Below are 22,325 nucleotides of genomic sequence, written 5' to 3'. Positions count from 1 at the left end.
CGCCTATGCCTGAATGAGAAGGGATAGGCAGCAGAGCAGGTGAGCAGGGAAGTTAATGAGGGGCTTGCGTATAAAAGCCAGTGTGATCATTGTGACCCCACTGGCTCGATCAGGCTATCAGGACTAGCCAGTGCTTAAATCTGTTCACCAAACAAGTCATATTCACTGGAATCCGTTATACGCACGCGCACCATCTGGCCGGGTTCCAGTTTTTGTTCGCTGGTGATGAAGACGTTGCCGTCAATTTCGGGGGCGTCGGCGCTGGAGCGGCCAACGGCATCGCCGTCTTCGTCGATCTCATCAATCAGCACGTCCATTTCGCGGCCCACTTTGGCAGCCAGGCGAGCGGTGGAGATGGCTTGTTGATGTTCCATGAAGCGTTCCCAGCGCTCTTGCTTGACTTCGTCAGGGACGATGCCGTCGAGCTTGTTGGCGGGGGCGCCTTCCACGGGGGAGTATTGGAAACAGCCGACGCGATCCAGTTGGGCTTCGGTCATCCAGTCCAGCAGGTATTGGAAGTCTTCCTCGGTCTCGCCGGGGAAGCCCACGATGAAGGTGGAGCGGATGGTCAGATCTGGGCAGTCCTGACGCCATTGCTTGATACGCGACAGGGTGCGATCTTCAAAAGCTGGGCGCTTCATGGAACGCAGCACCGAAGGGCTGGCGTGCTGGAAGGGAATATCCAGGTACGGCAGCACTTTGCCTTCAGCCATCAGCGGGATGATGTTGTCCACGTGCGGGTAGGGGTAGACGTAATGCAGACGCACCCAGGCCCCCAGTTTGGACAGGGCGGCGCTCAGATCCAGCATGCTGCTCTTGACGGGGCGGCCATTCCAGAAGCCGGTGCGTTGACGGATGTCCACGCCATAGGCGCTGGTGTCCTGCGAGATCACCAATAGTTCTTTGACGCCGGCCTTGACCAGACGCTCGGCTTCGCCCAGTACATCACCGACAGGACGGCTGACGAGCTTGCCGCGCATGGACGGGATAATACAGAAGCTGCAGCTGTGGTTACAGCCTTCGGAAATCTTCAGGTAGGCGTAGTGACGCGGGGTCAGCTTGATGCCTTGTGGCGGTACCAGATCAATGTAGGGATTGTGGTCCAGCGAGGGTGGGGCGGCTTCACGCACGGCGCGCAGTACCTGCTCGTATTGCTGGGGGCCGCTGACGGACAGCACCGAGGGGTGTACGTCGCGAATCAATCCTTCGTCCACACCCATACAACCGGTGACAATGACGCGGCCGTTCTCAGCCAGTGCCTCGCCGATCGCTTCCAGCGATTCAGCCTTGGCGCTGTCGATAAAGCCACAGGTATTGACCACCACCACATCCGCATTGTCGTAGCTGGGGGTGATCTGATAGCCGTCGGTACGCAGCTGGGTAAGAATTCGTTCGGAATCGACCAGGGCCTTGGGACAACCCAGGCTCACGAATCCGACTTTGGGGGCGCTCATAGAGGGTCCTTCTGGAGCTTGAGGGCTCGAAATTGGGAAATAGGCTTGATTTTACCGTCCCATGCCCGGATGCGTGCGGATCTTGTGCGTTTGAGCCCGGTTTATGCGGCAAATAGTGCTACAGTCGCAGTCATATTTTTCTTTTCTAGCGGTTGTTCTGTGTCCGACACCCATCTTTCCCCCTCTTTGCCCCTGTCCGAAGTCATGCTGCTGAGCGCGCGCAATATTGAAGGCGTGCTGGCAGGCAAGTCCCTGACTGAAAGCCTGGCTGCAACGCCAGCGCCAGCCCGGGCGGCGGTGCAGTCTGTCAGCTTCCATGTTTTGCGCCGTCTGGGCCATGCCCGTCAGATTCGTATCACGCTGGTGCCGCGCCAGCCCAGCAATACCTGGCTGGATGCCTTGCTGATGGTGTCGCTGGCCTTGCTGGATACAGCCATGCGTGTGCAAGAGGATGCCAAGGCTTTTGAGGATCGCCCGGATGTGCCGGTCTATGCCGTGCATACGGTGGTGGATCAGGCTGTGCGTGCGGCTGATAGCCAGGCTGCGCTGCGTCTGTCCAAGGGCTTGGTGAACGGGGTGCTGCGTCGCTTTACACGCGAGCGCAAGATGATCCTGTCTCAGGTGGAGAGCCGTCCCGAAGCACGCTGGAATCATCCTGGCTGGTGGGTCAAGGAATTGCGTCGTGCTTACCCACGTGATTGGGAAGCGTTGTTGCAAGCGGCCAATCGCCCCGGTCCTTTGACCTTGCGCGTGAATCAGCGTCGTTGCTCGGTGGAGCGCTTGCAGGCAGTGCTGACAGAAGCCGGGATTGCATCCAGCAGCCCCGGTACGGGTGCCGTTACCTTGGACAAGGCCATGCCGGTTCAGGCGATTCCGGGTTTTGATCTGGGCTGGTGGTCGGTGCAGGACTGGTCGGCTCAGCAAGCCGGTCTGCTTTTGCCGGTCAAGGATGGCATGCGCGTGCTGGATGCGTGCGCGGCCCCGGGTGGCAAGACCGCTCATTTGCTGGAGCAGGCGGATGTTTCCTTGTTGGCCCTGGATTCGGACGGCGAGCGTCTGGAGCGCGTAGGTCATAACCTGCGTCGTCTGGGCCTGGCCAGCGACAAAGTTCAATTGAAACGGGGCGATGCGGCTCGTCCTGCCCAGTGGTGGGATGGTCAGCCCTTTGATGCCATCCTGGCTGACGTGCCTTGTACCGCTTCGGGTATTGTGCGTCGTCACCCCGATATTCGCTGGTTGCGCCGCGAGTCGGACATTGCCGATACCGCGCGTTTGCAAAGCTCTATACTGGATGCCTTGTGGTCCACATTGCGGCCCGGCGGGCATTTCCTGTATTCGACCTGCTCGATTTTCCCGGCTGAAGGGGAGCAACAGGTCGAGGCATTTCTGGCCCGTCACCCCGAGGCGCAGCTTTTGGACTCTCCTGGCCAGATTTTGCCCGGCGTTGCGGGACGATCGCTGGCAGATGGCGACGGTTTTTTCTACGCCTTATTTACGCGCCCGGTTTGACTTGTCACAATTAGGGCTCTGACTTTGTCCTTTTTGCGGTTAATCACGATGTGGCGCGTTTTTCTGTCTTTTCTGCTGATTTTCAACTGCGCGCTAAGCTCGGCCAATACCATTGTGCCGGTCGCTACGTCGGGAGAGCGGGTCGTCAAGGTCGAGCCCCATATTCGGGACGAAAAACTGTATATCGACGCGGATGTCGAATTCGAGTTAAGCCCGGAATTGCGTACCGCTGCCGAGAAAGGGGTGCCGCTGTATTTCACGGTTGACGTGGAATTGGCCAAACCCCGCTGGTACTGGTTTGACAAAAATGTTGTTAAAGAACAACAAACTTGGCGGGTCGTGTATAACGCCCTGACCCGACAGTGGCGCGTGGGCACCGGGGACCTTTCTCTGCCCGAATCCTCCATGAACGACGCATTGGCCATGCTGCGGCATATTCGCGGCTGGGCCGTGGCCTATGTGGCTGATCTGGACCGCGACCAGGAATACCAGGGTCGTGTGCGTTTGCGCCTGGATACCTCTTTGCTGGCCCGTCCGTTTCAAGTGGACGCCATCAATAGTTCTGCCTGGACATTGGCTACTCCATGGAAAACCTTTTCCTTTTCCGTCTCCGTCGACGAGCCCCAACCTTGATACGTTGGATCTTGCGCACCGCTCTGTTCGGAGCGGGTGTCAGCGCGTTGGCGCTGTTTTCTCTTCTTGTCTGGTCTACGGGTAATGCTTCGCGCTATGCGCAGCAGTATGACTTGCTGCTGGTGCTTAACGGTGTACTGGCCGCCACGCTGATTTCCTGGGTGCTGTTGCTGACGATTCGCCTGTTCAGACAAATACGCCGGCGTCAGTTTGGTGCCCGCATGACGGCGCGCTTTGCCTTTTACTTCACCCTGATCGGCATTATTCCGGGGGCATTGATTTATCTGCTTTCGGTGCAGTTCATGTCACGATCGATCGAGTCCTGGTTCAACGTGCGGGTAGATACGGCGCTGGAATCAGGCTTGAGTCTGGGACGTGCCGCCCTGGATTCGCAGCTCAATGAGCTGGAAGGTCGTGCCAATGAAATGGTGTCGGCACTGAACAAGGCGGATAGTGCGCAGTACAGCAGCTTGCTGATCTCCTTGCGTGAGAACAGCGGGGTGACGGAGGCAATGGTGTTCTCCGGCAATGGCCGTTTGATTGCCTTTTCCTCAGCACGGTATGACACCTTGCTGCCGGATATGCCGCCCTCCAGCGTGATGAATCAGCTGCGTATTGCAGGCCGCTATTCGGCTGCCGAGGTGGATGATGATGCGCCTGTTCACGACAACGGCCTGGACGAAGGCGGGGTTCCCGCAGAGTCCACGGGCTTGCGTCTGCGCACGGTTCTACCATTGGCCGATCCCAATCGCTTTGCGGCAACCTTGAGTGGCACGGCAGACTCGCGCTGGCTGCAGGTCATTCAGCCTGTGCCGGACAAGATTGCACGCAATGCCAACCAGGTGCAGCAAGGTTTCCGGGATTATCAGGAGCTGGCTTTATCTCGTCAGGGCTTGCGCAAGCTCTACGGAATAACGTTGACGCTGGCCTTGATTCTGGCGGTGTTTACGGCTGTGGCGGCTGCCTTGGCCTTGTCGCGCCGCCTGACGCGTCCTTTGCTGACATTGGCTGCCGGGACGCAGGCGGTAGGGGTAGGGGATTACCGGGCTTTGCCTGAGCCACCTGCCAAAGATGAAGTAGGCCAGTTGACCCGCTCTTTCAATGCCATGACTCGGCAACTGGATGAGGCGCGCCGCATGGTCGAGAAAAATCGTCTGCAGCTGGAACGCTCCAATATGTACCTGGAGTCCGTGCTCAGTAATCTGTCCAGTGGTGTACTGGCGTTTGACGAGATGTTCCGCGTCACCATGTTCAACCAGGGGGCGCAGCGTATCTTGCAGGTGGACTTGCGCTCCATTAAGGGTCGTCCGCTGGAAACGCTGGAAGGGGCCATGACCTTTGCCTCGGTGATACGTGAAGCCTTTTCCACGCATCAGGCCATGGGCTCGGATCATCCTTACTGGCAGCAGCAGTTTGAATTGGAAATGCAAGAAGGTAATGAAGCGCGTGATACTATCGTCACCGTTTTGGCTCGTGGTACCTTGCTGCGTGTAGATGGTCAGCCAACCGGGTATCTGGTGGTGTTTGACGATATTACCGACGTGATTTCCGCCAGCCGTCTGGTGGCCTGGAGCGAGGTGGCTCGACGCCTGGCACACGAGATCAAGAACCCGTTGACGCCTATTCAGTTGTCGGCCGAACGACTGGCCATGAAACTGGAGTCGCAGCTGGATGAAGTCCATGCTGCCATGTTGCTGCGCTATACCAATACCATCGTCAATCAGGTCAGTTCGCTGAAAAAGATGGTGGAAGATTTCCGAGAGTATGCTCGTAAACCGGCGACTCAGATGCAAGCTCTGAATCTGAACGAGCTGATTACCGAAGTGCTGACTTTATATGGTTGGGACCCGGAAGAAGGCATGGTCCGGGACGATGGTTATAGTGTGGCAATTGATGTGGAGCTGGACCCTGATTTGCCCATGGTTCAAGGCGACCCCACGCAGCTGCGCCAGGTTATCCATAATCTGCTGGCCAATGCTCGTGAAGCGGCTGCCCAGGATCAATCACTTGACCAGGCGCATGTATTTGTTAAAACCATGATTGCGGGCGTAGAAGGTTCCGACTCTTCTGATGCGGTCAGTTTTGTGGTGTCAGATAACGGGCCTGGTTTTGATCCCCAGATGCTGGTGCGCGTTTTTGAACCTTACGTAACCACCAAGCCCACCGGCACGGGTCTGGGACTTGCTATAGTTAAGAAAATCATCGAGGAGCACGGCGGCAGAATCGATGTTTCCAATCGTCGTGAGGGGGGGGCTCGCATTTCCATCCTCTTTACCCGGCTTGCTGGCCAGCATATTCGTCTGGACTCTGGGCGGCGAGCAAACGATAATGCGTAAAAATCACGTAGGTGACGTTTTATGGCCAGAATTCTGGTAGTTGATGACGAAATCGGCATTCGGGAACTTTTGTCGGAAATTCTTTACGACGAAGGGCACACCGTGCAATTGGCAGAGAATGCCGCCCAGGCTCGCGAGGCACGCTTGCGGGGCCGCCCCGATCTGGTCTTGCTGGATATCTGGATGCCAGACACTGACGGTGTCAGCCTGCTCAAGGAGTGGGCTTCTCAAGGTTTGCTGGATATGCCAGTGGTCATGATGAGTGGTCACGCCACGGTGGATACCGCGGTGGAAGCAACCCGTATTGGTGCGGTGGACTTCCTGGAAAAACCCATTACCATGCAGCGCCTGCTCAAGACTGTTGCTTCAGGTCTGGAGCGTACTGTTGCACCCAAGGCGCTGTCAGCCGCTGCCCGCCCGGTGGTTCAAGGTGGTGATCGCCGCCCTGAAACCGCCACCATGGCTCCCGGTATGGCACCTGCCATGGCCGTCCCTGAAGTCGAGCAGGATGAGTCCCAGCTGGGCAGCATTTCTTTGGATCTGCCTTTGCGCGAAGCGCGTGACGAGTTCGAGCGCATTTATTTTGAATATCATCTGCGCCGCGAAAATCACAGCATGACGCGTGTGTCGGAGCGTACTGGTCTGGAACGCACCCACTTGTACCGCAAGCTTAAACAGCTGGGTATAGACTCGTCGCGCAAGCGTAACCAGTCTTGATACAGTAGTTACCAAATGCATGGCCGGTAAAGTTCCGGCTAGCCCTGTAGCTGCGGGTAAAAGCCGCTCCAGGAGTCGAGAGTATGGCGGCCTTTTCAGGCCGCCTAGTCGTTTAAAGAGCGGCGACGGTTGCCGCAACAGGCAGTGCCTGCAATTTGCTCACGGTATCCAGGCATGTACGGGCCGCTTCCTGGCCCTTGATCACAAAGTGACGGTGGAAGTAATCGTGGTGCTCTTTGCCATCATGGAAATGGTGAGGAGTCAGCACGACTGAAAACACCGGCACGTTGGTGCTGAGCTGGACTTGCATCAAGCCTTGAATCACTGCGGTAGCCACAAAGTCGTGGCGATAAATACCGCCATCAACCACCAGACCGGCAGCCACAACAGCGGCATATTGACCCGATTGGGCCAGACGTTGAGCATGCAGTGGGATTTCAAAGGCGCCGCCCACTTCAAAGAAGTCGATCAGGCTGCTATCGTGGCCCAGAGCTTTGACTTCGTCGATAAAACCCAGTCGGGCCTGATCCACAATGTCCTTGTGCCAGCAAGCTTGAATAAAGGCGATACGGGGAGCCAGAAGATTGGCTGAGGTAATACTGTTCATGTTGATTTCCTGTTTTATGACAACAAAAACAGGGCATGCAGGAAGCAGGATAGCTCAAGCCCATAGCAGGATGACTCCTGTACAGGTTATGAGGGTATCCCGTTCTCTCTTTATCCGGACTATACCGTCGGCCCCGGAATCACACCGGGTCTGCTGTCCCTGACCACAGGTCAGGCGCTCGCGGGCTAGGCTAGTGCCATTACCGCCGGTGGGGACTTGCACCCCGCCCTGAGAACGTAGTTGGCCGGGGAGGCCAACCGGACGAGTTTACCGCTAAACCGTTTTTTTGTCAGAGGCGGGAGCCGCTAGTGGCAGCAAGAGCCTCAGAGTGCAGGGTGCGCCGGGCAGGAACAGGGCCTGGCCACTGTGGCGCAGCATAATCTGGCGCACAATCGTCAGCCCCAGGCCCGCTCCTTTGCTGGCGCTGTCTTGCTTGTGAAAACGCTCAAAGGCCAGATGAGCTGTTTGCGCGTCCAAGGCTGCACCTTGATCGCTGATATCGATCGCGCATTGGTCTGGCTGTGGGTTATGCAAATGCAAGCTGACCGTGCCTTTGCCATGCGTCAGGGCATTGTCCAGTGCGTTGACAATGGCTTCGGACAGATCGGCCTCGCAGGCTTGAACAGTATCGAGCGAACTATCATCGTGAAATTGGATCTCTCGATTGGCCTGCTCGAAAAGCGGCCATAAGTCTCCCATCACACGGCGGCACAACGGTGCCAAGGCTGTGTGGTCTGTTAGCTCCGTAGCCTGCTCCTGCTTGCGGGCCAGGCTGAGCCATTGGCTGACCAGACGCTGCAAGTGGGTAATATCCTCGCGCAGCAAATCCCAGTCCTGCTCGCTATGGTGTTCAGCCGTTTGCAGACGCAAGGACATCACAGCTAATGGGGTGCGCAGTTGGTGCGCGGCATCTGCGACCAGTTGTTGTTCATGGTGATAGGCCTGCATCAGGCGGTCCAGACTTTGATTGACGGCCTGTGCCAAGGGGCGAATTTCTTTGGGCAGTTCAGTGACCGGCAAGCGCAGCTCGGGTTGAGCAGGGCCCAGCGTCGCAGCCAGATTTGCCGCTTGTCGTACCGGGCGCAAGGTCCAATGGATCAGCCAGGTGATCAACAACAGACCCACCGCACACACTGGCAGCCACAAAAGCAGTGAGCGCCACATGCGGGTTTGCAGCAAGGCTCCGATCAGCTCTCTTTCGCGCTGGTCTCGTTTGGCGACCATCAGGATTTCGCCACTGGGTAGCGTGACCGAAACCGAAACTACATAGCCACTGCGATGCTTCAGTCTGAACAAGGCCAGCTCGTCTTCAGGCTGAGCAGGGCGCAGGCGTCGTGGACTTGCCAGATTGGATGAGGCCTGGAGCAGCTCACCCTCGGCGCTGTACAGCGAATAGGACATTTCGCCACCGGCGTACTGACGCGGCAAGCTGTCCAATGATTCCGAGGGTTTAAAGTCGCGGGCGATTTCTTCGGCCTGCAAAAACAGGCTGATGCGGCGCAGCTCGTCTCGTGTATCGAACAAGGACAGGGCCAAAGTGCAAAAGCCCAAGGCCAGCATCAGCAAAAGGCTGATCAGTAATCGCCCGCGCAGACTGAAGGCGCGTCTGCTCACAGAGCGCGCAAGCGGTAGCCCACACCGCGCACCGTGTCGATGCAAACCAGGGCATTTTGCTCGCGCAGCTTGCGGCGTAGTTTGGAGATCAACGCTTCGATGGCATTCAGACTGATGTCGGTCTGGTTTTGATAGAGCTGCTCCAGCAAATAATCCTTGACCAGCAAACGGGGGCTGGCCTGCATCAGCTCCAGCAAGAGCAGGCTTTCCCGCCGTGGCAACATCAAGGCTTGGTCATTGACCCAGGCTTGTCGCACTTCAGGCTCGAATCGTAGATTCGCGATCACCAGTTGCTGGTAACGATGGGGCGCAGCCCGCCGCAGGATTGCGCTAAGGCGGGCCTCCAGCTCAAGCAGATCAAAGGGTTTGAGCAGATAGTCGTCCGCACCGCCACGCAGCCCTTGAATGCGATTGTGGACGGCATCGCGCGCACTCAAGATCAGGCAGGGCAGGCGCTGGCTGCGATCTGGGCGATGCAGCTGCGCCAGAACTTCCATGCCGTCCATATCGGGCAATCCCAGATCCAGAATCAGGGCATCAAAGCTATGTTCTTGCAGCAGGGCAAGACCAATCCGCCCCGTCGTAGCGGTGCGAATTGCATATCCCTGCCCTTGCAGATGGCTTGCCAACAGGCTCAACAAAGGCCGGTGGTCTTCAATAATCAGAATAGTTTTCATCAGACTACGGTCAGAAACCGGGCTCATGATAGTAGCAAATAGAAATGAGTTTGGTTCGTATTATAAATAATGGAAGAAGTCTGATGAAAATGAGAACGGGCCTGCGTTGGCCCTTGGCCGCCTTATCCTTGGCGTGCATGTCCGCCTGGGCTCAGGAACGCAATGAAGTTGAGCAGTTAAGTGCAATCTCGGTGACCGCCTCGGGATTCGCTCAGGAAGTGGTGAGCGCACCGGCCTCTATTACCGTGATTCCGCGCGAGGAGCTGGAGGGGAAACGCTTCGAGTCTTTGGCCGATGCCTTGCGCCAGGTGCCGGGCGTCAGCATTTTAGGTGGCGACAAAGGGGCTATCTCGATCCGCGGCATGGAGTCCGAGCATGTGCTGGTCTTGATTGATGGTCGCCGCCAGGACATGCGTCAGATCACTATGAAGGGTGGGGTGTCTGAGGCTCTGGACATGAACTGGATTCCCCCGCTGGAAGCCATTGAGCGTATCGAAGTGGTGCGTGGCCCCATGTCGACCTTGTACGGCTCTGAGGCTTTGGGCGGAGTCATCAATATTGTGACGCGCAAAGTGGCCGACAAATGGCACGGCTCCTTGACCGGTGGCTATACCTTGCAGGACAGTGGTTCGGCTGGAAATAGCGGCTCGGCTGATTTGTACTTGTCTGGCCCCATCGTGCCGGGGCGCTTGGGCTTGCAGTTCTGGGGCTACCACAAGCAACGTCAGGAAGATCAGGTGTTGAATGGCTTTGCGCGTGCCAAACGTCAAAACGGTACGGTGCGTTTGTGGGCAACCCCCAATAACAATCATGAGTTCATGTTTGAAGCTGGCCGCACGACCCAGCATTTCTGGACCACCCCCGGCAAGTCATTGGCTTTGACGGGCAAGGCCAATGAAAACGAGTACGTGCGCGACAGCTATACGCTGGCCCATACGGGGCGTTGGAGCCGCTTTGATACGGAGCTAAGCCTGAACCGTGAACAAGCCTATCGCGATGGCCCCACTCAAAGCGCCCGCCCTGATCTTCGCAATACCGTGATTGATGGCAAGCTCACTTTGCCTTTGGCCGATCACATGCTGGTGGGTGGTTTTCAGTGGCGCAAAAGCGAGTTGAAGGCCGATGGCTACTACGCCAATCCGAATGGCGCAGGTGTGGATACTTCCGTGCGTGAATACTCCCTGTTCCTGGAAGATGAATGGAGCTTGAGCCCATCCTTCGCCCTGACCGGCGGCGTGCGCATGGACGACAACGAGTTCTATGGCCGTCACTGGACTCCCCGTTTGTACGGTGTCTGGAGTGCGACGGATGCCTGGACGCTGAAAGGCGGGATCGCCAAGGGTTTCAAGTCTCCGACCATCATGCAAAGCAATCCGCAAATCGGTTTGCCGCAGCGTGGCGGTGCTTATACCTGGGGCAATCCGGATCTGGAACCTGAGGTCAGCACCAACGTAGAACTGGGCTTGTACTTTGACGATGGCGGACCGTTGAGCGCCAACGCTACTTTGTTCCACACCCGCTACAAAAACAAGATCGCCAATACCGGCTCGCGTCAGCTGTACTACCCCGATGGCCGTCCTGTGCCACCGGACCCGTATACCAACAGCATGTATAGCACCTACTTCAATATCACTGAAGCACGGGTTCAGGGTCTGGAACTGGGCTTGGCCTATCGCTTTAACGAGCAATGGAAAGTGCGCGGCAGCTATACCTTTACGGACTCCAAGGTGCGTAATGGCAGCGCCACTATCCTGGGCTTTGGCTACCCGCAGTCTGAAGGACAGCCCTTGGTGGCGACCCCACGCAATATGGGCAGCCTGACCGTGGACTGGACGCCGAATGAAGCCGTGTCAGCCTTCTCGACCTTGAACGTGCGTGGTCGGGAAACCAATATTTCCTGGGGACAGGGCGGTGCTGTCAGCGAAAGCATGGGGACGATTGCTACGGTGGATCTGGGAGCTAGCTGGCGTGCCAGAAAAGATCTGAGCTTGAGCGCGGCCGTCTATAACCTGACCGATCGTCGTCGCGACTCGGGTACCAGCGGAGCCTATTCCTATGCGGAAGATGGCCGCCGCTTCTGGTTGCAGGCCGAATACCGCTTCTAAATGCGGTTTATTCCTGGGGTTTGGGGCGGCGGCTGATTGTGGAGATCGGCACGCTGACCTCGCCCTGGGTGCTGCGACGGCTACGAGCGCGCCAGGCGTGCCCGTACGCAATTTCCAGGCTCAGATGCAAGGTGCCGTCCATATGGCGCTGTTTCTCCAGCGCATTGAGCAGGCGTTGACGCCAGGGCAGGGTGCTCAGGCTGGCCTTGCGTTGTGGGTGCGGATTGCCGCCCAGTAGACGCAAATCATCCAGCAGTTTTTCAGCGCTGCGGTAGGTTAGCGTCACGACCTCCTGATCCATCACGGGATCAGCAAAACCGTTTTCCAGCAACAGATCGCCAAAGTCGTGCATGTCCACGAATTCCAGCGTTTGGGTGCCCAGATCCGCTTGCTCCATGGCACTGCGCAGCTCGGCAAAAGAGCCGGGACCCAAGCAGGAGAACATGACCAGCGTCTCGGGTTTCAGCAGGCGGTTCCATTCAGCCAGGACTCGATGCGGTTCCGGGTGCCAGTGCAGGGCCATGTTCGACCAGACCAGCTCCTGGCTTTCTGCGGGCAGGCCGCTATTGGCCATATCGGCCTGAACCCAGTTGGCAGCAGGGGTAGGTTGGTTGCGTAGTTTTTGCCACAGGCTGGGTTTGGATTGGTAGCGCTCGCGGGCAACCTCCAACAGCTTGGCGCTGCGGTCCAGGCCGGTGTAGTTCATATCCGGGTAGCGGGAACGCAAAGGTTCCAGCGCGTGGCTGGCACCACAGCCGGCATCCAGAATATGAGTGGGTTGCAAGCGCACCAAAGCCAGCCGGGACAACATCCGTTGCGCGACTTCACCATAAAGAAACTGAGCGTGATCCAGGGGAGCGCGGCGATTGAATTGCTGCTCGACGTGGGCGGAGTTGATTGGTAAAGAAGGTAACTGGGACATAGTTGCGCGGACGTTGCTGGCCTGGATCAGTGGCATGTGCTGTGATCGGATTAGCCTGGCTCTGAAAGGTAATGATCTATTATGGCGCATCCCCTGTTTCGGCGCGAGCCGACCCACCGTCTTGTAGGGATTCCACTGCTGGCACGGCCTTGTGTGCTGTGCGGATTACGTTCGCAAAGTGGCGCACTGTGCCGCTTTTGCCGACACGCGCTGGCAACACCCGCCCAGGATTTGCGCTGCCCTCGTTGTGCTCTGGCCTTGCCGCCCTTGGCTTTACTGGCCTGCCCGGATTGCGGAGCAGGGCAATTGTCCCTGCAAGCGACGGTTGCCGGATTCGATTATGAACATCCTGGCGATATGTTGATACATGCGTTTAAAATTTCCCGTCGGCTGGAAATGGCAGCGGTGTTGGCGGAACTGATGGTGCAGCAATGGCGTAGGCATGGGCCTGTGCTGAACGCCGCTTGCCGGGTCATTCCAGTGCCTTCGCAGCGTAAAGCCGTGCACCGGCGGGGCTTCAATCCGGCAGCGGTACTGGCCAGGCGCGTGGCGCATTCATTGGGATTGTCAGCTCGTTTGCATATCGTCGTGGCGCAAGTACGGCATGAGCAGGCACAGAAGAACTTGGGGCGTCAGGCTCGCAGGCAGGCCATGCGGGGTGCTTTTAACCTACGGGAGTCGCTACAAGGGTGTGATGTGCTGTTGGTCGATGATGTGCTGACCACAGGGGCCACTTTGGACGCCTTGGCCCGGGCCTGCCGTTTGGAGGGTGCACAGTCTGTTTATGCCTTGGTCGCTGCACGAGCTCCCTGGAAATTGAAGGCATCCTAGCCCTGTATACTTCGTCGCTTGTTCGCGGCTTTTTCTGCACTTTTTAGGTTTTTCATGTTTCATATCGTCCTGGTTTCGCCCGAGATTCCCCCCAACACGGGTAACGTCATTCGACTGGCGGCCAATACAGGCTGTGTCTTGCACTTGGTGCGGCCCCTGGGCTTTGAGCTTGAAGACAGCAAGCTGCGTCGTGCCGGGCTGGATTATCACGAGTGGGCGCAAGTGAAGGTGCACGACAGTCTGGAAGAAGCCCTCCAGGCCACGGGCTCCGCGCCTGATCGCGCGTTTGCCCTGACTACACGTGGCAGCCATTTGCTGGCTGAGCAAGGCTTTCAGCCGGGTGATGTATTTGTATTTGGCCGCGAAACCGCAGGCTTGTCTGCAGAACAACTGGCCTTGTTTCCCAATGAGCAGCGGATTCGTCTGCCCATGTTGGCGGGGCAACGCAGCTTGAACCTGTCCAATGCCGTGGCGATTTGTGTTTTTGATGCCTGGCGGCAAGCGGGTTACGAAGGTGGTGTTTAAGCTCGTGCAGAGGCAGGCCGCAAGGGCGTAGTCGTGGGCAACGCCACATTTGTCATTGAACGGCGCGTATTTATTTTTTTGGGTAATGGCTGCAAAGAAAACGGCCCTGCAAATCTTGAATTTGCAGGGCCGTTTTTTTCGATCTTGTCCTTACTCCAGCGACAGATTCAGGCGTTCAATCACTTCATCCCAACGAGCCTTGTCGGCAATGATCTTGTCCGTCATCTCCTGCGGGGTGGAAGGCTCGGACGAGAAGTAAAAGGCGTTGAGCTTGGCCTTGATGTCGTCGCGTTGCAGGATGGTGGTGATTTCCTGGTTCAGGCGTTTGACCACATCGTCCGAGGTATTGTGGGGCACAAAGAAGGCGTCCCAGGAAATCGCCTCGAAGTTTTCCAGACCGGCCTGTGCCATGGTGTCCAGACCGGGCAGCAATTCGCTGGGCTGCAGGGAGGTTACGGCCAGAGCTTTCACCTTGCCCGCTTCAACCTGGGGCATGGCAATGCCGGGCACCATGAAGGCGGCGTCAATGTCGCCACCAATAATGGCGGTCAGGATTTGTGGAAAGCCCGAGTAGGGGATTTGTTCCAGTTTGATATCAACCGCATGTTCCAGCATGGCCATGGCCAGGTGGGCTGAGCTGCCGGGGCCAACTGAGCCGTAGTTCAATTCGCCAGGACGAGATTTCGCCAGGGCAATGAACTCTTCTACCGTGTTGGCGGGCGAGTTGGCCGGCACGACCAGCACGTTGGGGCTGGTGCCAATCATGGAGATGGCCTGCAAGTCTTTCAGCGGGTCATAGCCCAGCGAGGTCTTGTACAGGGTGGGGGCGGTCACCATGGGACCATTGATGGTCAGCAGCAGGGTGTAGCCGTCGGGTTTGGCATGCGCTACGAAGCGGGTGCCGATATTGCCACCAGCACCGGGGCGGTTATCAACAATGATAGTCTGGCCCAAAGCTTGGGACAGGGGCTCGGAAATGGCACGGGCCAGGGCGTCAGGCGAGGAGCCTGCCGGGAACGGCACGACCATTTGAATCGGGCGCTCTGGCCAGCTGGATTGGGCCAGAGCCGATTGAGCCAGCAAACCAGTGCAGGCCAGCCCCAGGACGGAGCGGATCAGAAGATCACGAGAACGAGCAAGCAATGACATTGTTTTATTCTGAGTAAGAGACGGTTGACTGCAGTTCTGGCAGCGCGGGTGAAGTGCCAGATCGGGCAGACGAAGGTATTAGTGGCCTTCCTGCTTTGCCTCGCGGGTAAGCAAGGCGTGGACAGCTTCGCGCGGGGCCAGTTGTTCAAACAGGATTTGGCAGACCGCGGCGGTAATCGGTAATTCAATCTGGTGTGCTCGGCCCATTTCCAGAACCGAACGGGCACAGCGTACACCTTCAGCGGTAATGCCGGTGGCCAGGATGCTGTCCAGGCTTTCACCAGCACCCAGCGCCAGGCCTACTTGGCGATTGCGGGACAATTCGCCCGTAGCCGTCAGGACCAGATCCCCCAGGCCCGCCAGGCCGTAGAAGGTTTCGGATTGACCACCCAGCGCAACACCCAGGCGCTGCATTTCAGCCAGGCCTCGGGTAATCAGGGCGGCACGGGCGTTATGGCCCAGGCCCAGAGCGTCGGCAATGCCACAGGCAATGGCCATGATGTTTTTGACAGCGCCGCCCACTTCCACGCCGATCATGTCGGTGCTGGTGTACAGGCGCGCTTGCTTGCCATGCAAAGCCTCCAGGGCAATGCCGGCCATATCAGCAGGTTCGCAGGCCAGTGTCAGCGCAACAGGCAGGCCTTTAGCCACTTCCAGGGCGAACGAGGGACCAGAGAGCACGGCACGGCCTAACCAGGGATGGTCGGGCAGGCTTTCACGCACAATCTGGTGGGGTAACAAGCCGCTTTCCTGATGGAAGCCTTTACAGGTCCAGACCAGCAGGACGGGATGGCGGCGTGTGGCAGGCAGGTACTGCGCCAGATCCACACAGGTTTGCGCCAGGCCACGCACAGGCACGCCCAGAATCAGCAGGGCAGGGCCGGTGTCATCAGCCAGGGCAAACTCCATGACTTGCTGCAGGCTGTCGCTGGCCTGTAGCGAGTCGGGCAGCACGACATCGGGCAGGTAGGCTGGATTGCGATGATCCTGCCCGATGGCTTGTGCGGTTGATGCTTTGCGCGCCCATACCATCGTGGGAGCCTGGGTGCTGGCCAGAGCGGCCAAGGCCGTTCCCCAGCTGCCTGCGCCCAGGACTGCAACACGAACAGGAGTGTGCGCGTTTGACATCATCAGGCCTGCAAGGGCTGGCCGTCAGCGGGGGCGGCTTGCTGGGCCAGACGCTGCTCGTACAGGGACTGGAAGTTCACTTCAGTCAGGTGCAGGGCAGGCAGGGACGTGCGGTTGATGGCGTCGGCCACGGCAGCGCGCAAGTAGGGGTACAGCATGGTGGGGCACACAATGCCCAGCAGGGGTTCGAGCTGCTCTTCAGGAATGTTGGCAGCTTCAAAGATACCGGCTTGGGTAGCTTCCACCAGGTACATGACCTTGTCGCCAATGCGTGTGGTCACAGTAGCGGTGACGGTGCTTTCGTAGACGGTGTCAGCCAGGCGTTGGCCGCCCACATTGATCGACACTTCCACGGAAGGGGCCTCTTGCTCCAGAAAGATCTGGGGAGCGTTGGGCATTTCGATGGACAGGTCTTTGATGTAGGTGCGCTGCAGGCTGAAGCTGGGTTGTTGAGCTTCTTGGTCAGCGGCTGGGGTGTTCTGGTCGGCCATGGGTGATCCTATGGGATAAAAAAATTGTTAGAAAAAAAATCAGGCAGCCAGCAGCGGCAGCAGGCCACCTTCGCGGTCCAAAGCGGCCAGATCATCGTAGCCACCTACATGGGTGTCGCCAATGTAGATTTGGGGAACGGTACGCCGACCGGTGCGCTCCATCATGAGAGCGCGCTGTTCGGGTTCGCGATCAATCATGATTTTATTGATTTCAGTTACGCCGCGTTGCTTGAGCAGCATTTCAGCGCGCACACAATAAGGGCACACCATTGTGGAGTACATCGTGACTTTTGCCATGAGAGCCTCGTAGAAGGGGGAGCTTACGATTTTTTGACGGGCAGACTGGACTGCAGCCAGCCTTGAATACCGCCTTGCAATGTGTAGGCTTCGTTGATGCCGTGCTTGCGCAGGACGGCCACGCTGCGCGGAGCGCTGCGACCGGTATCGCACACCAGAATGACAGGCTTGTCTTTGGGCAGTGTGCTGGCCTTGGCGTCAAGGTCGGCAGCAGGAATGTTGCGAGATTGTGCAATTGCCCCGGCCTTGAACTGATCGGCGCTGCGCAGATCAATCAAAATAGCGTCTTTCTGGTTTACCATCTGTACCGCTTCCGAGCTTGAAACTGCGCGTCCCGCACGGCCTTTGAAAAAGCTGGGTATTAACAGCATAATGCCGGCAAGCACCGCAATTGCTAAAATTAGAAGATTGTTCTGACTTAAGATGAAGTCCACGTTAAATCCTGTTGATTACCAAGAAAAGCAAGAAAAAAGGGCAAGATCACACGATTATAGAGTGGCGCCAATTTTTCAACCTCGAGGCTGTTTTTACCATGTATAAACTTGTACTGATGCGGCACGGCGAAAGCCAGTGGAACCTGGAGAACCGGTTTACTGGCTGGACCGATGTCGATCTTACCGAAACCGGGCGTCAACAGGCAAAGCAGGCCGGTGATCTGCTTAAAGAAAACGGTTTTGAGTTCGACCTGGCTTTCGCGTCGGTCCTCAAGCGCGCTATCCGTACCTTGTGGATCGCCCTGGATTCGATGGACGCCATGCACACCCCCATAGGTTTGAGCTGGCGCCTGAACGAACGCCATTATGGTGCTTTACAGGGCTTAAATAAAGCCGAAACCGCACAAAAGTACGGTGAGGATCAAGTCCTGGTCTGGCGTCGTGCCTACGCAATCGCTCCCGAGCCCGTCGCTGAAGACGATCCACGCAATCCGCGTTTTGATGCTCGCTACGCGCGTGTGCCAGCTGATCAGCTGCCTCGCACCGAGTGCTTGCAAGACACCGTAGCCCGCGTGGTTCCTTTCTGGGACGAGTCCATTGCTCCTGCAATCCGCTCCGGCCGTCGCGTTCTGGTGACGGCTCACGGCAACAGCTTGCGCGCGCTGATCAAGCACCTGGACGGCATCTCTGACGAGGACATCGTTCACCTGAATATTCCTACCGGCCAGCCTTTGGTGTACGAGCTGGACGAAAACCTGCGTCCTATCCGTCATTACTACCTGGGCGACCAGGAAGCGATTGCGGCTCAGATGCAAGCCGTGGCCAATCAGGGCAAGGCGCAGTAAATAATGTGGCGCTACAGCGTTTGCCTGTTGCTGGCAGCCTGGACCTTACCGGCCCTGGCTGCTGATCCGGACTTGGCCGCCCGCCAGGCCCAGGCTCAAAAGCAGCAGGCAGAGCTGCGCCAGAAGATCGAATCGCTGCGCAAAACCATCGACACTAGCGAAAGCTCGCGTCGTGACGCCGCCAATGCCTTGCGCGAATCCGAGCAGGCTATTTCCGATATCGATCGCACGCTGGCTCAGATTGAGCAGCGGCAGGAACAATTGCACCAGCAGCTAGGTACGCTGGGCAAACAGATCAGCGAACAGCAAGTGATCAAAGCGCAACGTCAGCAGGAGCTGGCCGAGCAATTACGAGCGCAATATGCCAATGGTGTGTCGCCCTGGTCTGCCCTCTTGTCGGGTGATGATCCCAACGCCATTAACCGCGAATTGCATTACCTGGGCTATGTCTCGCGTCAGCAGACCGAGCAGGTTCATAAAGTACGTCGCACCGTAGAGCGTCTGGATCGCTTGCAGACCCAGGTTGCCGCGCGTGAGAAAGAGCAGGAGCAACTGGCCAAGGAGGCCGCGGCTCAGAAGGAAGCTCTGGAAGAACAAAAAGAAAAACGAGCCAAGGTGGTGGCTGACATCAGCGCCGAGCTGGAACGCCAGCGCGGTCAGGCTGCCAACCTGCAAAGTAATGACAAACGGCTGGGAGATTTGATCTCCGGCCTGGAAACTGAAATTGCCCGACAGGCCGAGCTGGCCCGTCGCGCCGAAGAACAACGCCGACGGGAAGCGGCGCGCCGTGCAGAGGAAGCGCGCAAAGCCGAGCTGGCTCGTCAGCAAGAGTTGCAGCGTAAAGCCAAACAAGAGCAGGCCGCCCGTGAACAGGCACGTCTGGAGCGCGAGCGGGAGTTGCTGGAGCGGGCTCGTGCCACGCAACCGCCTTTGCCTGCGGCCTTGCCACCTGGCAAGCCGGAACCTGCTGCGCCACAGAAGCCAGATCCGGAACCCATGATTCCGCGTCCACCGCTGACCTACACGCCGCCGACCGCGAACGAGCGTCTCTTGTCAGACAGCCTGGAAGCGTCGTCCGAGCCTAGCGAGCCGATCAGCAAACCGGCCACTCCCAAAGTGCGCGAGGTTCAGGTCGTTGAGGAGCCCGTTGAGCAGGCATCTGCTCCCGCCTTGGAACCAGAAGGTGGTTTCCAGGGTCTGAAACGTGGCTTGCCTTATCCGGTACGCGGCGAAATGCAAGGCAAGTTCGGGGCTGAACGTCCTGATGGCGGCATTTGGCGCGGTATTGTGTTGCGAGCACAGGCCGGCACCACGGTTCGCGCGGTAGCTCCAGGCCGAGTGGTTTTTGCCAGCTGGATGACCGGTTTTGGCAATTTGCTGATTATTGATCATGGCCGCGACTACTTGAGTGTCTATGCCTATAACCAGAGCACCCTCAAGCAAGTAGGCGATATTGTTGGGCGTGGGGATGCGGTTGCGCGGGTGGGAGCCACCGGGGGCCAGGTGGAACCCGGCCTGTACTTTGAGTTGCGCCATCAAGGCAAGCCAATCAATCCGCAGGTCTGGTTAGGTTCCTAAGCCACTTTTGCCTGCGGTGCTTACGTTTGCTCGCATTTGTTGCGCGGGGTAGCGACTCCAGCCTAGTTCACGCTGGTCGACGCTTTACGCTACTCTTATAATGCATGGTCGGGTCAGCTCCGGGAGGTGGCCCCGTCTTGAATCTGAAAATAATGGGAATGTGCATGAGCACTCGAAGGATTGGCAGCATTGGTCTAGTGGCAGCAGGTGCTGTGGGCGGTATCTTGATCAGCCTGGGCATTACTGCGGTCGCTCAACGCGGCGAGCCATTGCCTTTGCGCGAACTGCAGCAGTTCGCCAATGTGTTCGCTGCCATCAAGAACACGTATGTGGAGCCCCTGACGGATCAGGCCCTGGTCAATAACGCGATCAAGGGTTTGTTTACCGATCTGGATCCGCACTCGGCCTATCTGGATGCCGACGCTTTCAAGGAAATGGAAGCCATGACCCAAGGTGGGTTCGGCGGTCTGGGCATAGAGATTGGTAGCGAAGACGGGATGCCTAAAGTTATCTCGCCTATCGAGGATACGCCTGCGGCGCGCGCCGGTATTCTGGCGGGCGACATCATCACGCACATCAATGGCAAACCCACCAAGGATTTGAGCCTGAATGATGCCGTCAAGCAAATGCGTGGCGAGCCCAAAACCTCCATCAAGCTGACGATCCGTCGTGCTGGCCGCGACAAGCCGCTGGAGTTCAACCTGGTGCGTGATGTCATCAAGGTACGCAGTGTGCGCTCCAAGATGCTGGCTGACGATGTGGCCTATGTACGCATTGCCCAGTTCCAGGAACGCACCGCTGCTGATCTGGTCAAGCAGTTGTCCGAAGTTCATAAAGGCCCAGGCGCACCAAAAGGCTTGGTGATTGACCTGCGTAACGACCCTGGTGGCTTGCTGGAAAGCGCTATCGGCGTGACTTCCGCCTTCCTGGATTCGGGTGATCTGGTGGTTTCCACCAAGGGCCGTATTCCTTCCTCCAACCGCGAGTACTACGTCAAATCCATGCAGTCCGTTCTGGGCGAGCTGGATACGGACGCGGATGTTCTGAAGAAACTGGATTGGCTCAAGAACGTGCCTATCGTGGTGCTGGTAAACGTGGGTTCGGCCTCGGCGTCGGAAATTGTGGCCGGTGCTTTGCAAGACCACAAACGCGCCACCATTATCGGTAACCGCACCTTCGGCAAGGGCTCGGTGCAAAGTGTGGTCCCTCTGTCCGAGGAATCGGGCCTGAAACTGACGACTGCCTTGTACTACACACCTAACGGTACTTCCATTCAGGTGACGGGCGTACAGCCGGACGTGGTCGTGGATGACACCGCCCAGGGCAATCTGTTCCGCCTGCCGCGTGAAGTGGACTTGAAGCGCCACCTGGTCAACAGCAAGGTGGATGAAACTACCGAAGAAGAACAGCCTGATCTGGGCATGAGCCCGGAATTCAAGATGTTTGAATTCGGTGGTGACGACGACTTCCAGTTGCAGCAAGCGCTGAACCATCTGGCTGGCCGTCCTGTGATCAAGAATGATCCAGCCAAAGTAGCTGCGGCCAAGGAAGCGGCTGCCAAGCGCGAAAAGGAAGTGGAGTCCGAGTCGCCGGAAAAAAAAAGTCCCCTGAGTCAGCAACCCAGCGTTGAGCGGTTCCGAATCACCCCCAAGGGGCTCGAACCGGTAAAGCCGTAAACACAGGTTCCTGACGTGGAAGATCAGCAATTACTGCGCTATGCGCGGCATATTCTGCTCGATGAATTCGGGGTAGAAGCGCAGGAGCGGATTCTGGCTTCCCGCATCCTGGTCGTTGGAGCCGGGGGACTGGGTTCCCCCGTGGTGGCTTATCTGGCGGCCTCGGGTGTGGGCTCCATCATTCTGGTGGATGATGACCAGGTGGAATTGAGCAATCTGCAGCGTCAGATTGCTCACACCACCGATCGTCTGGGCTGGGACAAGGTTGAATCTGCCAAGCTGCACATCGAGCAGCTCAATCCCGAAGTGAAGGTGACACCCGTCGTTCAGCGTCTGGACGAAGCGGGCTTGATGCATTGGGTTCAGCAAGTGGATCTGGTTCTGGATTGCTGCGACAACTTCGCAACCCGCCATGCTATCAACCGTGTCTGCGTGGCACTACGCAAACCGTTGGTGTCCGGTGCAGCGATTCGCTTTTCGGGTCAGGTCAGTACTTACGACTTGCGTCAGCCCGAAGCTCCTTGCTATCACTGTCTGTTCCCTGAAGCGGACGACGTCGAGGAGCTGCGTTGCGCCACCACAGGCGTTCTGTCGCCTTTGTTGGGTATGGTGGGTAGCGCACAGGCGGTTGAAGCCTTGAAGCTGTTAGGCGGCTTCGGAGAGCCTTTGGTGGGCCGTTTGCTAAGTGTGGATGCCTTCAATATGAATTGGCATACCGTACGTTTCCGCAAAGATCTCGCTTGCCCGGTATGCGGTTCAGCGGCTGAACATGCCGATCACACTTGATCTGTTTCTGA

At 57.7% G+C, this 22,325-nt stretch carries 21 protein-coding genes and 1 riboswitch; of the genes, 11 read left to right on the top strand and 10 right to left on the bottom strand.

The features are described 5' to 3' along the window. Positions 1-134 precede the first annotated feature (134 nt). Complete coding sequence (rimO, locus tag N879_RS14660) at positions 135-1,454, bottom strand: 30S ribosomal protein S12 methylthiotransferase RimO (RefSeq protein ID WP_009458587.1); 1,320 nt, start codon at positions 1,452-1,454, stop codon at positions 135-137. A 204-nt stretch (positions 1,455-1,658) separates the two neighbouring features. Between rimO and rsmB the strand changes: the two genes are divergently transcribed. From rsmB to N879_RS14640, 4 genes are read left to right on the top strand one after another with little or no spacing between them, the layout of a single operon-like run. Then, positions 1,659-2,963: a 16S rRNA (cytosine(967)-C(5))-methyltransferase RsmB gene (gene rsmB, locus N879_RS14655; RefSeq protein ID WP_009458588.1), complete on the top strand. Its 1,305-nt coding sequence runs from the start codon at positions 1,659-1,661 to the stop codon at positions 2,961-2,963. A 48-nt stretch (positions 2,964-3,011) separates the two neighbouring features. Beyond that, positions 3,012-3,596 (top strand): DUF4390 domain-containing protein, encoded by a 585-nt coding sequence (locus tag N879_RS14650; protein ID WP_009458592.1) that lies wholly within the window; start codon positions 3,012-3,014, stop codon positions 3,594-3,596. Continuing rightward, the gene (locus N879_RS14645) at positions 3,596-5,932 is read left to right on the top strand and encodes a sensor histidine kinase (RefSeq protein ID WP_026483738.1); all 2,337 of its coding nucleotides are present in this window, start codon (positions 3,596-3,598) and stop codon (positions 5,930-5,932) included. Before N879_RS14650 ends, N879_RS14645 begins: the two co-directional genes overlap by 1 nt. 21 nt (positions 5,933-5,953) lie before the next feature. After that, positions 5,954-6,649, top strand: a complete 696-nt coding sequence (locus tag N879_RS14640; RefSeq protein ID WP_009458594.1) for a response regulator — start codon at positions 5,954-5,956, stop codon at positions 6,647-6,649. Positions 6,650-6,761: 112 nt separating this feature from the next. On the opposite strand, the gene N879_RS14635 is transcribed toward N879_RS14640, so the two are convergent. From N879_RS14635 to N879_RS14625, 3 genes are all read right to left on the bottom strand, one after another. Beyond that, positions 6,762-7,256: a 6,7-dimethyl-8-ribityllumazine synthase gene (locus N879_RS14635; protein ID WP_009458595.1), complete on the bottom strand. Its 495-nt coding sequence runs from the start codon at positions 7,254-7,256 to the stop codon at positions 6,762-6,764. A 97-nt stretch (positions 7,257-7,353) separates the two neighbouring features. Then, positions 7,354-7,496: riboswitch (FMN riboswitch) on the bottom strand. Between the two features lie 33 nt (positions 7,497-7,529). Further along, positions 7,530-8,870, bottom strand: a complete 1,341-nt coding sequence (locus tag N879_RS14630; protein ID WP_009458596.1) for a HAMP domain-containing sensor histidine kinase — start codon at positions 8,868-8,870, stop codon at positions 7,530-7,532. Then, the gene (locus N879_RS14625; RefSeq protein WP_021447183.1) at positions 8,867-9,547 is read right to left on the bottom strand and encodes a response regulator transcription factor; all 681 of its coding nucleotides are present in this window, start codon (positions 9,545-9,547) and stop codon (positions 8,867-8,869) included. The genes N879_RS14630 and N879_RS14625 overlap by 4 nt, the downstream gene beginning before the upstream one ends. Positions 9,548-9,630: 83 nt before the next feature. Between N879_RS14625 and N879_RS14620 the strand changes: the two genes are divergently transcribed. Then, a complete protein-coding gene (locus tag N879_RS14620; protein WP_009458599.1) occupies positions 9,631-11,652 on the top strand; it encodes a TonB-dependent receptor domain-containing protein in 2,022 nt (673 codons plus the stop codon). A gap of 7 nt (positions 11,653-11,659) precedes the next feature. Here N879_RS14620 and N879_RS14615 read toward each other — a convergent pair whose 3' ends face one another. Beyond that, the gene (locus tag N879_RS14615; RefSeq protein ID WP_031232879.1) at positions 11,660-12,574 is read right to left on the bottom strand and encodes a methyltransferase domain-containing protein; all 915 of its coding nucleotides are present in this window, start codon (positions 12,572-12,574) and stop codon (positions 11,660-11,662) included. An 81-nt stretch (positions 12,575-12,655) separates the two neighbouring features. On the opposite strand from N879_RS14615, the gene N879_RS14610 reads away from it, so the two are divergent. After that, a complete protein-coding gene (locus N879_RS14610; protein WP_009458608.1) occupies positions 12,656-13,405 on the top strand; it encodes a ComF family protein in 750 nt (249 codons plus the stop codon). Positions 13,406-13,459: 54 nt separating this feature from the next. Beyond that, positions 13,460-13,930, top strand: coding sequence for a tRNA (cytidine(34)-2'-O)-methyltransferase (locus N879_RS14605; RefSeq protein WP_009458610.1), 471 nt, complete (start codon positions 13,460-13,462; stop codon positions 13,928-13,930). 150 nt (positions 13,931-14,080) lie between these two features. Here N879_RS14605 and N879_RS14600 read toward each other — a convergent pair whose 3' ends face one another. The 5 genes from N879_RS14600 to N879_RS14580 form a co-directional block, all read right to left on the bottom strand. Further along, entirely contained in the window at positions 14,081-15,079 is a 999-nt protein-coding gene (locus N879_RS14600) for a Bug family tripartite tricarboxylate transporter substrate binding protein (RefSeq protein ID WP_009458612.1), read from the bottom strand. A gap of 78 nt (positions 15,080-15,157) precedes the next feature. Further along, complete coding sequence (locus N879_RS14595; protein ID WP_021447182.1) at positions 15,158-16,210, bottom strand: NAD(P)H-dependent glycerol-3-phosphate dehydrogenase; 1,053 nt, start codon at positions 16,208-16,210, stop codon at positions 15,158-15,160. Beyond that, positions 16,210-16,698, bottom strand: coding sequence for a protein-export chaperone SecB (gene secB, locus N879_RS14590; protein ID WP_009458614.1), 489 nt, complete (start codon positions 16,696-16,698; stop codon positions 16,210-16,212). Before secB ends, N879_RS14595 begins: the two co-directional genes overlap by 1 nt. Before the next feature lie 39 nt (positions 16,699-16,737). Further along, positions 16,738-16,995 (bottom strand): glutaredoxin 3, encoded by a 258-nt coding sequence (gene grxC, locus N879_RS14585; RefSeq protein ID WP_009458616.1) that lies wholly within the window; start codon positions 16,993-16,995, stop codon positions 16,738-16,740. A 23-nt stretch (positions 16,996-17,018) separates the two neighbouring features. After that, entirely contained in the window at positions 17,019-17,366 is a 348-nt protein-coding gene (locus N879_RS14580; RefSeq protein WP_226349166.1) for a rhodanese-like domain-containing protein, read from the bottom strand. Between the two features lie 161 nt (positions 17,367-17,527). Between N879_RS14580 and gpmA the strand changes: the two genes are divergently transcribed. The 4 genes from gpmA to N879_RS14560 all read left to right on the top strand — a co-directional run bounded on the left by gpmA (position 17,528) and on the right by N879_RS14560 (position 22,314). Continuing rightward, positions 17,528-18,274, top strand: coding sequence for a 2,3-diphosphoglycerate-dependent phosphoglycerate mutase (gene gpmA, locus N879_RS14575; RefSeq protein WP_009458620.1), 747 nt, complete (start codon positions 17,528-17,530; stop codon positions 18,272-18,274). A gap of 3 nt (positions 18,275-18,277) precedes the next feature. Continuing rightward, entirely contained in the window at positions 18,278-19,852 is a 1,575-nt protein-coding gene (locus N879_RS14570; RefSeq protein WP_021447178.1) for a murein hydrolase activator EnvC family protein, read from the top strand. 164 nt (positions 19,853-20,016) lie between these two features. Beyond that, a complete protein-coding gene (locus tag N879_RS14565) occupies positions 20,017-21,528 on the top strand; it encodes a S41 family peptidase (protein WP_021447177.1) in 1,512 nt (503 codons plus the stop codon). 15 nt (positions 21,529-21,543) lie between these two features. Next, positions 21,544-22,314 carry a HesA/MoeB/ThiF family protein gene (locus N879_RS14560; RefSeq protein ID WP_009458628.1) on the top strand — a complete coding sequence of 257 codons (771 nt, stop codon included), beginning with the start codon at positions 21,544-21,546 and terminating at the stop codon, positions 22,312-22,314. The last annotated feature ends 11 nt before the right edge of the window (positions 22,315-22,325 follow it).

Origin of the sequence: Alcaligenes sp. EGD-AK7 (assembly GCF_000465875.3) — a bacterium.
In the GTDB taxonomy this organism is placed as follows: domain Bacteria; phylum Pseudomonadota; class Gammaproteobacteria; order Burkholderiales; family Burkholderiaceae_B; genus Alcaligenes; species Alcaligenes phenolicus.
Note: the sequence above shows the minus strand (reverse complement) of the source record. Positions and strands in the feature narration are given on the sequence as shown.

Excerpts from the sequence above, each read along its gene's own strand:
- N879_RS14620 (WP_009458599.1), top strand. The coding sequence starts at position 9,631 with ATGAAAATGAGAACGGGCCTGCGTTGGCCCTTGGCCGCCTTATCCTTG.
- N879_RS14605 (WP_009458610.1), top strand. The coding sequence starts at position 13,460 with ATGTTTCATATCGTCCTGGTTTCGCCCGAGATTCCCCCCAACACGGGT.
- N879_RS14650 (WP_009458592.1), top strand. The coding sequence starts at position 3,012 with ATGTGGCGCGTTTTTCTGTCTTTTCTGCTGATTTTCAACTGCGCGCTA.
- secB (WP_009458614.1), bottom strand. The coding sequence starts at position 16,698 with ATGGCCGACCAGAACACCCCAGCCGCTGACCAAGAAGCTCAACAACCC.
- N879_RS14565 (WP_021447177.1), top strand. The coding sequence starts at position 20,017 with ATGAGCACTCGAAGGATTGGCAGCATTGGTCTAGTGGCAGCAGGTGCT.
- gpmA (WP_009458620.1), top strand. The coding sequence starts at position 17,528 with ATGTATAAACTTGTACTGATGCGGCACGGCGAAAGCCAGTGGAACCTG.
- N879_RS14640 (WP_009458594.1), top strand. The coding sequence starts at position 5,954 with ATGGCCAGAATTCTGGTAGTTGATGACGAAATCGGCATTCGGGAACTT.
- N879_RS14625 (WP_021447183.1), bottom strand. The coding sequence starts at position 9,547 with ATGAAAACTATTCTGATTATTGAAGACCACCGGCCTTTGTTGAGCCTG.
- N879_RS14610 (WP_009458608.1), top strand. The coding sequence starts at position 12,656 with ATGGCGCATCCCCTGTTTCGGCGCGAGCCGACCCACCGTCTTGTAGGG.
- rsmB (WP_009458588.1), top strand. The coding sequence starts at position 1,659 with ATGCTGCTGAGCGCGCGCAATATTGAAGGCGTGCTGGCAGGCAAGTCC.
- N879_RS14570 (WP_021447178.1), top strand. The coding sequence starts at position 18,278 with ATGTGGCGCTACAGCGTTTGCCTGTTGCTGGCAGCCTGGACCTTACCG.
- N879_RS14600 (WP_009458612.1), bottom strand. The coding sequence starts at position 15,079 with ATGTCATTGCTTGCTCGTTCTCGTGATCTTCTGATCCGCTCCGTCCTG.
- rimO (WP_009458587.1), bottom strand. The coding sequence starts at position 1,454 with ATGAGCGCCCCCAAAGTCGGATTCGTGAGCCTGGGTTGTCCCAAGGCC.
- N879_RS14595 (WP_021447182.1), bottom strand. The coding sequence starts at position 16,210 with ATGATGTCAAACGCGCACACTCCTGTTCGTGTTGCAGTCCTGGGCGCA.
- N879_RS14580 (WP_226349166.1), bottom strand. The coding sequence starts at position 17,366 with ATGCTGTTAATACCCAGCTTTTTCAAAGGCCGTGCGGGACGCGCAGTT.
- N879_RS14615 (WP_031232879.1), bottom strand. The coding sequence starts at position 12,574 with ATGTCCCAGTTACCTTCTTTACCAATCAACTCCGCCCACGTCGAGCAG.
- grxC (WP_009458616.1), bottom strand. The coding sequence starts at position 16,995 with ATGGCAAAAGTCACGATGTACTCCACAATGGTGTGCCCTTATTGTGTG.
- N879_RS14635 (WP_009458595.1), bottom strand. The coding sequence starts at position 7,256 with ATGAACAGTATTACCTCAGCCAATCTTCTGGCTCCCCGTATCGCCTTT.